General features: G+C 68.2%; 12 protein-coding genes. 7 read left to right on the top strand and 5 right to left on the bottom strand.

The genetic code is table 11. The annotated features are described in order from the left end of the window. Window positions 1-219: 219 nt before the first annotated feature. Window positions 220-711, bottom strand: coding sequence for a DUF4188 domain-containing protein (locus tag ACFUEJ_RS05315; RefSeq protein ID WP_137810307.1), 492 nt, complete (start codon window positions 709-711; stop codon window positions 220-222). A gap of 51 nt (window positions 712-762) precedes the next feature. On the opposite strand from ACFUEJ_RS05315, the gene ACFUEJ_RS05310 reads away from it, so the two are divergent. From ACFUEJ_RS05310 to ACFUEJ_RS05300, 3 genes are all read left to right on the top strand, one after another. Next, a complete protein-coding gene (locus ACFUEJ_RS05310) occupies window positions 763-1359 on the top strand; it encodes a TetR/AcrR family transcriptional regulator (protein ID WP_388027966.1) in 597 nt (198 codons plus the stop codon). 35 nt (window positions 1360-1394) lie between these two features. Next, entirely contained in the window at window positions 1395-1898 is a 504-nt protein-coding gene (locus ACFUEJ_RS05305) for a MarR family winged helix-turn-helix transcriptional regulator (RefSeq protein WP_165629681.1), read from the top strand. Window positions 1899-2012: 114 nt separating this feature from the next. Further along, window positions 2013-2882, top strand: coding sequence for a DUF559 domain-containing protein (locus ACFUEJ_RS05300; RefSeq protein ID WP_388027938.1), 870 nt, complete (start codon window positions 2013-2015; stop codon window positions 2880-2882). Window positions 2883-2951: 69 nt separating this feature from the next. Here ACFUEJ_RS05300 and mmsB read toward each other — a convergent pair whose 3' ends face one another. Genes mmsB through ACFUEJ_RS05285 form a run of 3 tightly spaced genes read right to left on the bottom strand, consistent with a single transcriptional unit; the run spans window position 2952 to window position 6622 of the window. Beyond that, a complete protein-coding gene (gene mmsB, locus ACFUEJ_RS05295; RefSeq protein ID WP_065629722.1) occupies window positions 2952-3821 on the bottom strand; it encodes a 3-hydroxyisobutyrate dehydrogenase in 870 nt (289 codons plus the stop codon). Window positions 3822-3862: 41 nt separating this feature from the next. Next, window positions 3863-5038 (bottom strand): acyl-CoA dehydrogenase family protein, encoded by a 1176-nt coding sequence (locus ACFUEJ_RS05290; RefSeq protein ID WP_388027935.1) that lies wholly within the window; start codon window positions 5036-5038, stop codon window positions 3863-3865. Between the two features lie 6 nt (window positions 5039-5044). Then, entirely contained in the window at window positions 5045-6622 is a 1578-nt protein-coding gene (locus tag ACFUEJ_RS05285) for a CoA-acylating methylmalonate-semialdehyde dehydrogenase (protein ID WP_171011659.1), read from the bottom strand. A gap of 113 nt (window positions 6623-6735) precedes the next feature. Here ACFUEJ_RS05285 and ACFUEJ_RS05280 point away from each other — a divergent pair, with 113 nt between their 5' ends. Next, entirely contained in the window at window positions 6736-7176 is a 441-nt protein-coding gene (locus ACFUEJ_RS05280; protein ID WP_065629724.1) for a flavodoxin domain-containing protein, read from the top strand. Between the two features lie 25 nt (window positions 7177-7201). On the opposite strand, the gene ACFUEJ_RS05275 is transcribed toward ACFUEJ_RS05280, so the two are convergent. After that, the gene (locus ACFUEJ_RS05275) at window positions 7202-8095 is read right to left on the bottom strand and encodes a DMT family transporter (RefSeq protein WP_065629725.1); all 894 of its coding nucleotides are present in this window, start codon (window positions 8093-8095) and stop codon (window positions 7202-7204) included. A 115-nt stretch (window positions 8096-8210) separates the two neighbouring features. Here ACFUEJ_RS05275 and ACFUEJ_RS05270 point away from each other — a divergent pair, with 115 nt between their 5' ends. From ACFUEJ_RS05270 to nadE, 3 genes are read left to right on the top strand one after another with little or no spacing between them, the layout of a single operon-like run. Further along, window positions 8211-8504 carry a hypothetical protein gene (locus ACFUEJ_RS05270; protein ID WP_065629726.1) on the top strand — a complete coding sequence of 98 codons (294 nt, stop codon included), beginning with the start codon at window positions 8211-8213 and terminating at the stop codon, window positions 8502-8504. Then, window positions 8501-8995: a histidine phosphatase family protein gene (locus ACFUEJ_RS05265; RefSeq protein ID WP_065629727.1), complete on the top strand. Its 495-nt coding sequence runs from the start codon at window positions 8501-8503 to the stop codon at window positions 8993-8995. Before ACFUEJ_RS05270 ends, ACFUEJ_RS05265 begins: the two co-directional genes overlap by 4 nt. Before the next feature lie 21 nt (window positions 8996-9016). Beyond that, window positions 9017-9841: an ammonia-dependent NAD(+) synthetase gene (gene nadE, locus ACFUEJ_RS05260; protein ID WP_165630788.1), complete on the top strand. Its 825-nt coding sequence runs from the start codon at window positions 9017-9019 to the stop codon at window positions 9839-9841. Window positions 9842-9845 lie beyond the last annotated feature (4 nt).

Raw genomic sequence — 9845 nt, 5'->3', positions numbered from 1 at the left:
TCCATCTCGCCCGTCTCACGCAAATCGCCCAGAACAGACGGAGCTTGTTTAGGTGTCATTGCTAACGAATCGTTTATCCATGTTCAGCGTTTGGCGCCGGACCGGACTCATCGGAAATGCGGCGCCGATGTCGACGACTCGGAACCAGATGATCGTCGACGTCATTCGCTGAGACGACACGACTGATGAACGACAAAAAGCGAACGCAGCTGCCCTGGGTCAGCCACGTTGCGGGGCCGGCCGGTTGCGCGTCAACCGAGCCGAGGCGGTTGCGGTCCCCGGCCCCACGGGGTGCCACCCGACCGCCCGGGCCAGGCCCTGCGGGGGCATCCCGCTCGAGATGGTCTCGTGTTCGCCGATGACGTAGGTCTCGTGCCAGATCCCGACCGAGTCGGTGTCGGCGAGCTCGCGATTGAACCACCGCCACATGGACAGATGCGGGGCGTCGGGGTCGGACGCGAACCGTCGGAGATCGTCGGCGCTGCGCCAGTACGACAACACCATCGGCGAACCGCCCAGATAGAGGCGCGCGTCGAGCATGCCCGCATCCGGTCGGCGACGGAGGTGGATCAGCATCCGGGACATCGACGTCAGCACCGGCAACCAGGCGCGTACCCGCCAGGGTCGCGTCAACCGCATCCCGATCAAGAACAGCGTCGTGCCCGGGGGCGGGGCGTCGTTGGTCATGCGGGCGGCTCGGCGAGCGGACATGAGACCTCCAGACCATTTTGTAACGTCGTTACGAAACGATGTTATGAAACGATTGCGGACATGGCAAGACCCCGATCCCACACCGAAGACGTCCGTGTCCGGCTCCTCGACGAGGCGGTTCGCATGGTGGCCGCCGACGGCATCGGTGCGCTGTCGGTGCGGGAGGTCGCTCGCGCTGCCGACACTTCCACCACCGCCGTCTACTCGCTGTTCGGCAACAAGGAGGGCCTGTCCCGCGCGATCCTGGTGCGGGCCTTCGATTCGTTCGCGCGGGCCCAGCGGTCCGCGAGCGTCGCCGCAACCGACCCGGCGACGCTCGCCGGACTGGGGGTCGCCTACGTCGGGTGGGCGCTCGAGAATCCGCGCCTCTACGAGCTGATGTTCATCGACGTGCTCGCCGGGGTCGAGCGCACCGAGGAGACCCGCTCGGCCGCGACCCGTGCGATCACGCCGTTGCGCGAGGGAGTCGAGCGAGCCATCTCCTCGGGCGCACTCCGCGCCGCGGACATCGACACCGTCGTCGCATCGTTGTGGGCCCAGGTGCACGGCATGGCCATGCTCCTGCTGTCGGGCAACTACCCGGACGGTGCCGACCCGGTGGCTGCGGCGACGGCGGTCATCGACGGATGGCGTCCTGCTCGCGCCTGACCGCGGCGGGGCCGGAGGACCACTAGGGTGTCGGTATGGCAGGGCGCAGCATGGATTTCGACCCCATCGCCGAAGCACGGGAGAACTGGACCCAGGCGGGGTGGGGCGAGGTCGCCGACGGCATGGTCGCGGTGACGTCGGTGATGCGCGCCCATCAGATCCTGCTCGCCCGTGTCGAGGCCGCCCTGCGTCCGTTCGATCTCAGCTTCTCCCGCTTCGAACTGCTCCGCCTGCTGGCGTTCTCGCGTCAGGGGTCCTTGCCGATCACCAAGGCCAGTGACCGGCTCCAGGTCCACGTGACCAGCGTGACCCACGCGATCCGTCGCCTCGAGGAGGGCGGGCTCGTCCGCCGCGTCCCGCACCCCACCGATGGACGTACCACGCTCGTCGAGATCACCGAACTCGGCCGCAAGACGGTGGGCGACGCCACGGAGACCCTCAACCGCGAGGTGTTCGGCAACGTCGGCATGTCCGACGACGAGATGACCGGCCTCGTCGGCGCCATCCAGTCACTTCGCAAGCACAACGGGGACTTCTGAAACGGCGCGCGGAATCCGTATGACGTCGTGCCCGGAATCCGGGTTCGACGTCATACGGATTCGCTCAGCTGCTCGGCGTTGGAACCGCGCGGTGATCGTCTGCGTCGAAACCCCATGGACCTCGCCGAACTGACCGCCCGCCGAGACGGCGTGTTCTCCACCCGCGAAGCGCGTGATTGCGGTGCGAGCTCGTCGACGATCCAACGCAAAGTCGCTGCCGGCGAGTGGAAAGCGGTAGCACGCGGGGTGTACCTCGTCGCCGGGCACCACCGCACAGCCCGGGCTCAAGCCCGCATCGAGGTCCTGTCGGTGCACAACATGGCGGTACTCGGCGGACCAGCGGCCGCCTGGTGGCTCGGACTGCACGACACCGAACCCCGAAAACACCTCGTCTACACCCCGACCCGCGGCAGCGCCCGACGCTCGTCCGCGACCGCGGTGGTCAGGTTCCGGCGACTACACGACGACGACATCACCGAGCATCAAGGTCTCCGAACAACGAGCGCCGCGCTGACCGTCCTCGACGCCTCCCTCGACCTCGGGATCAGCATCCTCGATTCAGCACTACTCAGCACCCGCGTCACCCTCGACGCTCTCCGCGCCGCCCACGACCGCTACCCCAACCGGCACGGAGCACCGCGCGTCGCTGCCTATCTGAAACTCCTCGGCGACGGAGCACGATCGGAAGCCGAACGACTCACCACCGAACTGCTGACCGCCGCTGGGATCTCCGGCTGGATGCCGAACATGCCCGCCTACGGCTACGTCATCGATTTCGCCTTTCCCGACAGGAAGGTCGCAGTCGAAATCGACGGCTTCTCCTTCCACCGTGACGCCGCGGCCTTCCAGCGCGACCGCACCAAGCGCAACCTGCTCACCGCCAACGGATGGACTGTCCTCAACTTCACGTGGACCGACCTCGTCGACCGGCCCGCCCAGGTCGCCGCGGACGTCAGGGCCGTGCTCCGACGAGCGGCCGCCTGAAACGCGTATGACGTTGTGCCCGGAAACCGGGCACAACGTCATACGGATCTCGTGAGGTCGGCGAACGACCTAGTGAAGCGACGTGATGATCGCGCTGAAGTCGAGGTCCGCGTGCTGTTCGGCGAAGCCGCGGTAGAGCTGTGCGGCGTGGGTGCCCAACGGCGCACGGGCGCCGGTGCTGGCGACGGCGTCCATCGCAAGACCGAGGTCCTTGTTCATCAGGGCGGTCGCGAAGCCCGGCTTGAAGTCGTTGTTCGCCGGCGAGGTCGGGACCGGCCCGGGAACGGGGCAGTTGGTCTCGACAGCCCAGCAGTTGCCGGTGGCGCCGGTGATCACGTCGTAGAGCGCCTGGTCGTCGAGGCCCAGCTTCTGGGCGAGCACGAAGGCCTCCCCCACCGCGATCTGCTGGACGGCGAGCACCATGTTGTTGCACACCTTGGCGGCCTGGCCGGCACCCGCGGCACCGCAGTGGATGATCTTGCCCGCCATCGGATCCAGGGTCGTGCGCGCTGCGGCGAAGGCCTCGTCCTCGCCGCCGACCATGAACGCCAGGGTGCCGGCGACGGCACCCTTCACCCCACCCGAGACCGGGGCGTCGACCTGTGCGAAGCCGTGCTCGGTGGCGCGCTGGTGGATGTCCCGCGCGTCGTCGACCGAGATCGTCGACGAGTCGATGAACAGGGCTCCGGTCGGAGTTGCCGGCAGGATCTCGTCATACAGCTTCTTCACGATGCCGCCGTTCGGCAGCATCGTCACCACGACCTCGGCGGCGGACACGGCCTCGATGGCGGCCGGGAAGGTCTCGATGCCGTTGTCCTGCGCGGTCTTCACCGCCTCGGGTACCGGATCGAAACCGCGGACGGTGTGACCGGCTTTCACCAGATTGGCGGCCATCGGGCCACCCATGTTGCCGAGGCCGAGGAAGGCGATCGTCGTCATTGTCTCTGCTTCCTACGAAAGTGGTTGTCTAAAGCGAAGTGTCAGCTGTCCCGGTAGCGGGTCGCGATCGAACGGCCGAGCACGACCCGCATGATCTCGTTGGTCCCCTCCAGGATGCGGTGCACACGGAGGTCGCGGACGATTTTCTCGATTCCGTACTCGGTGAGATACCCGTATCCGCCGTGCAGCTGTAGCGCCTGGTCGGCGACCTCGTAGCAGGTGTCGGTGACGAAACGCTTCGCCATCGCGCACTGTTCGACCTTGTCGGGCGCGCCGTCGTCGAGCGCCGTCGCCGCCTGCCACAACATCAGCCGGGACGCCTGCAGCGAGGTGGCCATGTCGGCGAGGGTGAACCGGATGGTCGGCTCGTCGATGAGCGCGTTGCCGAACGCGCGGCGACTCGCGACATAGGCCGCCGCCTTGTCGAAGGCGGCTTGCGCCCCACCGAGCGACGACGCCGCGATGTTGATGCGGCCGCCGTTCAGACCGTTCATCGCGATGCCGAACCCGATGCCCTCGGTGCCACCGAGGAGGTTGCCCGCGGGCACCCGCACCTCGTCGAGGATGACCTGGGCTGTGGGCTGCGCATGCCAGCCCATCTTGTGCTCCTGGGCCCCGAAACTCAGTCCGGGCGAGTCCTTCTCGACCAAGAACGTGGAGATGCCCTTGGGTCCGGCGTCACCGGTGCGCGCCATGATGACGTAGAGGTCCGACGACCCGGCCCCGGAGATGAACTGTTTGACCCCGGTGAGCACGTACTCGTCGCCGGACCGCTCGGCACGCGTGGCGAGCGCCGCCGCGTCGGAGCCGGCACCCGGCTCGGTCAGGCAGTAGCTCGCCACCGTCTCCATCGTGGCCAGGCGCGGCACCCAGGTCGAACGCTGTTCGTCGGTGCCGTACTCGTCGACCATCCACGTGCACATGTTGTGGATGGACAGGAACGACGCGACGGCCGGATCGGCGTACGCCAGTTGCTCGAAGATGCGCACCCCGTCGAGGCGCCGCAGGCCACTGCCGCCGGCGTCCTCCGAACAGTAGATGGCACCCATCCCGAGTTCCGACGCCTCACGCAACTCGTCGACCGGGAAGTGGTTCGTGGCATCCCATTCGAGCGCGAACGGCGCCAGTTTCTTGGCCGCGAAACCCGCCGCGGTCTCGACGATGACACGTTCGTCACCGTCGAGCCGGGCGAGTGCGGCGTCGGCGAAAGTCGTCAACGCCGATCAGTCCATCGTCGGGATGACGAATTCGGCGCCGTCCTTGATGCCCGACGGCCACCGCGTCGTGACCGTCTTGGTCTTGGTGTAGAACTGGATCGACGCCGGGCCGTGCTGGTTGAGGTCGCCGAAGCCCGAGCGCTTCCATCCGCCGAAGGTGTAGTACGCCACCGGAACCGGGATCGGCACGTTCACGCCGACCATGCCGACGTCGACGCGGGCCGTGAAGTCGCGGGCGGCGTCGCCGTCCTGGGTGAAGATCGCGACACCGTTGCCGTACTGGTGGTCCGACGCCAGCGCGAGGGCCTCCTCGTAGTCGCCGGCACGCACGATCGACAGGACCGGTCCGAAGATCTCCTCGGTGTAGATGGTCATGTCCTTGGTGACGTGGTCGAACAGGGTCGGGCCGATGAAGAAGCCCTTCGAGATGTCCTCGTCGCCGAAGGTCTGCTCGTTGTTGGCGCGCTCACGTCCGTCGATGACGACCTCGGCACCTTCCTCGGCACCCTTGTCGATGAACCCGCGGACCCGCTCGAGGGCGGCGGCGGTGACCAGGGGGCCGTAGTCGGCCTTGGGGTCCAGGCTGTGACCGACGCGCAGTGCGTTGACCCGGTCGATCAGCTTGGCGCGCAACCGGTCTGCGGTCTGCTCGCCGACCGGGACCGCGACGCTGATCGCCATGCAGCGCTCACCGGCGCTGCCGTAGCCCGCACCGATCAGCGCGTCGACGACCTGGTCGAGGTTGGCGTCGGGCATGATGATCGCGTGGTTCTTGGCGCCACCGAAGCACTGTGAGCGCTTCCCGTGGGCGGCCGCGGTCGAGTAGATGTACTGCGCGATGTCGGAGCTGCCGACGAAGCCGAGCGCCTTGACGTCCGGGTGGGTCAGCAGCGCGTCGACCGCTTCCTTGTCGCCGTGGACGACCTGGAACACGCCGTCGGGCAGGCCGGCTTCGGTGAACAGCTCGGCGAGACGCACCGGCACGGACGGATCGCGCTCGCTGGGCTTGAGGATGAAGGCGTTGCCGCACGCGAGCGCGGGCCCGGCCTTCCAGAGCGGGATCATCGCCGGGAAGTTGAACGGGGTGATGCCCGCGACGACCCCGAGCGGCTGACGGATGGAGTGCACGTCGATGCCGCCGCCGGCACCCGCGGTGAACTCACCCTTGATGAGGTGCGGGATGCCGATCGCGAACTCGATTACCTCGACGCCGCGCTGGATGTCGCCGAGCGCGTCGGCGTGGGTCTTGCCGTGCTCGAGCGACAGCGTGGTCGCGAGCTCGTCGGCGTTCTTGTTCACCAGGTCGACGAACCGCATGAGGACACGGGCGCGGCGCTGCGGGTTCCAGGCGGCCCACTCCTTCTGCGCGGCCGATGCGGTCGCGATCGCGGCGGCGACCTCGTCGGTGGACGCCAGCGGAACCTGGGACTGCACGGCGCCGGTGCTCGGATTGAAGACGTCGGCGAAGCGACCGCCCTCGGCGGTGACGCGCTTGCCGTTCAGGTAGTGCGGGATCGAGGAGACAGCAGGAGCGGACACGGAGATCACCTTCGACTTCGTTGGGGGTATGGCCGGTATCACCATATAGTAGGACATCCAAGTATTTCTTCCAACCCCTCGCCACCAGCGATTTCGCGCCGACGAGCCGGTTAGGCTACCCTCGCTTAGCGAAAACGCCGACGTCGAGAGGAGTTCACATGTCGGTCGTCATCCTCTACGGAACCGAAACCGGGAACGGTGAGCTCGTCGCCGACGCCATCGCCGACACGCTGGCCTCCGACCACGATCCGTCGATCTACGACATGAGCGAGTACGCGGTCGAGGACCTCGACCCCGAGGACTTCCTCGTCATCGTGTGCTCGACCTACGGCGAAGGCGAGCTGCCGACCGGTGCCGAGCCCTTCGCCGACGAACTCGAGAGCGTGAACCCGGACCTCACCGGTCTCCGCTTCGCGGTCTTCGGTCTCGGGGACTCGATCTACGACACGTTCAACCGCGGCGGCGAGATCGTCGCCGAGATGCTCACCAAGCGCGGCGCGGTCCAGGTCGGCGAGCACGCCCGCCACGACAACTCCTCGCCCATCAAGCCGGCGAAACAGGCCGCCGAGTGGGCCGAGGGAATCTCCCAGGAGATCTGAGCACGCCTGACGTCGACGCGGCCGGTCAACCCGCTGGTCGCGACGTCGCGCCCGCCGCCGGGCCCGCGTCGGCTGCGGCGGACTCCTCCGCCGCCACGGCCTGCTCGTATCCGCGCACGGCCGACAGCTTCGCGAGTTCGCATACGGCGCGCACCATGATCGCGAGCACGATCCCCAGGAACAGCGCGGTCGGTACCGATACCTTCAGGTTCTCACCGAGCAGCAGCACACCGAGCACCATCGCGACGGCCGGCTCGGCGACGGTCATCGACGGGAACGACGTCTGCAGATCACCGGCCCCGAACCCCATCTGCTGGGCGAGGATGGCGCAGACCACCACCAGCACGAAGAGATAGATCTCGGGGTGGACGAAGGTACGCCAGAAGTGGTGCGTGATCTGGTAGATCACGGTCTTCACCAGCAACGCCGACACGCCGAACAGGATGCCGGCGACGAGCCCGTAGAACAGTGCCTTGTAGTGCGGACTCGAGCGGTGGGCGAGGATCACCAGCGCGACCACGACGCCGATGACCGCTCCCACGGTGCCCCACAGCAGGAGAGCATCGGGGCGTCGCATCGACGGTTCGGGACGCGCCACGATCAGGAACGTCACCACGCACGCGACGAGAACCCCGCCCCAGGCCCACTCGATGCGGGCCGGATGTCGGTGATCGGCCCACGCCTCGAGCGGAAGGGCGAACAGCACGGCGAGGACGACGAGGGGTTGCACGAGGAGGATCGAGCCGAGTCCGAGTGCCGAGGCCTGCAAACCGAAGCCGCACAGCGCGATCGCCGCTCCGGCCCACCATCCCGGGGTGATCGCACCGTTGACCCGGGAGGCGCGCTGGCGCAACACGGTACCGGCGGCGATCAACAACGCGGCCAGCACCGCGAGGAGCGCGGGTACCCAGGTGTGCACGATCCCCAGGGTAACGGCGGTGAGCCGCGGTCGCGGTCCCGGCCGGGGTCGCCCCGGGCGACATCGACGGTGTCGTAACACCAACGGCCTGCCCGGACAACGTAGATTCGAACCCATGCGTTATCGGTCAGATCTGGAACGACTGGCCACCCTCGACGCCGCCGCGATCGAGGTGGCCTGCACCGACTGCACCTCGGTGGGTGAGCTCATCGACTGTGCCGTGGACGAGTACCTGGAGTTCGACGTCGCCGCCGACGAGGCCGAGGCCCGCGGTCACGACGAGCACGCGGCCTACCTCCGCCAGGAGGCCGCCGCCTGGCGCGCGACCGTGCGGGTCCTGCGGATGATCGGCGCCGAGTCGGGGTCCGAATCCCACGCCCGGGACCGTGGCCGGCACGGCGCCGCATGAGCCGGACCCGCACGCTGGTCCTGATGCGGCACGGCAAGTCGGGTTATCCGCCCGCGACGCCCGACCACGACCGTCCGCTGGCCGAGCGCGGCGATCGGCAGGCCGCCCTCGCCGGGCGCTGGATGGCCGATGAGGGCCTGCGGATCGACGCGGTGCTGTGCTCGACATCGACGCGAACGCGCCAGACGCTCGCCCGAACCGGCATCGATGCGCCCGTGACCTTCGTCGAGGACATCTACGGCGGCGCGCCCGAGGAGATCCTGGAGGCCCTCCGCGTCCACGCGCCCGCCGACGCGCGGACGGTCCTCGTCGTCGGCCATGAGCCCGGGATGCCGTCGACCGCACTGACGCTCGATCCGCACGGGTACATCGAACGCTTCCCCACCTCGGCTTATGCGGTCGTCGGCATCTCCCACGAGTGGGACCGGATCGGGATGGCCCCGGACCCCGAAGCCCACCTCGTCGGCGTGCGGATCCCACGCGAGGAGTGACCGATGGCGCACACTGGGACCATGCGTGAGATCCAGCGAACCATCATCGACGCCCTCGCCGTGAAGCCCTCGATCGACCCCGGCGAGGAGGTGGAGCGGCGGGTCGGATTCCTCGTCGACTACCTCCGCGCCACCGGCGCCAAGGGTTACGTACTCGGCATCTCCGGCGGCGTCGACTCCAGCCTGGCCGGGAAGCTCGCCCAGCTCGCCGCCGAACGCATCCGGTCCGACGGCGGTGACGCGACCTTCATGGGCGTGCGGCTGCCCTACCGCGTGCAGCACGACGAGGACGACGCGGCCGCGGCCCTCGAGTTCATCGGCGCCGACGAGGTCGTGACCGTCAACGTGGCACCCGGCGTGGATGCCCTCGACGACGAGATCGAACAGGCCACCGGCACCCGGCTCACCGACTTCACCAAGGGCAACGCCAAGGCGCGGCACCGCATGGTCGCGCAGTACGCCCTCGCCGGTGACCGCGGATTGCTGGTGATCGGCTCCGATCATGCGTCCGAGAACGTCACCGGCTTCTTCACCAAACACGGCGACGGTGCGGCCGACGTGCTGCCGCTTTCCGGCCTGAACAAGCGGCAGGGGCGTGCCCTCCTGCGCCACCTGGATGCGCCGCAGCAGCTGTGGGAGAAGGTCCCGACCGCCGACCTGCTGGACGAGAAGGCCGGACAGACCGACGAGGACGAACTCGGCCTGCGCTACGACGACATCGACGACTACCTCGAGGGGCGCGAGATCCCCGAGGACGCGGCGGAGAAGATCGAGGCGGCCTGGCACCGCAACCGGCACAAGCGCACCACCCCCGTCGAGGTCGACGACACGTGGTGGCGGTCCTAGCGCT

The sequence above is a fragment of the Gordonia sp. NPDC057258 genome (genome assembly GCF_042668985.1).
Taxonomy (GTDB): Bacteria; Actinomycetota; Actinomycetes; order Mycobacteriales; family Mycobacteriaceae; genus Gordonia; species Gordonia hongkongensis.
This window is presented reverse-complemented; position numbering and strand designations above follow the sequence as displayed.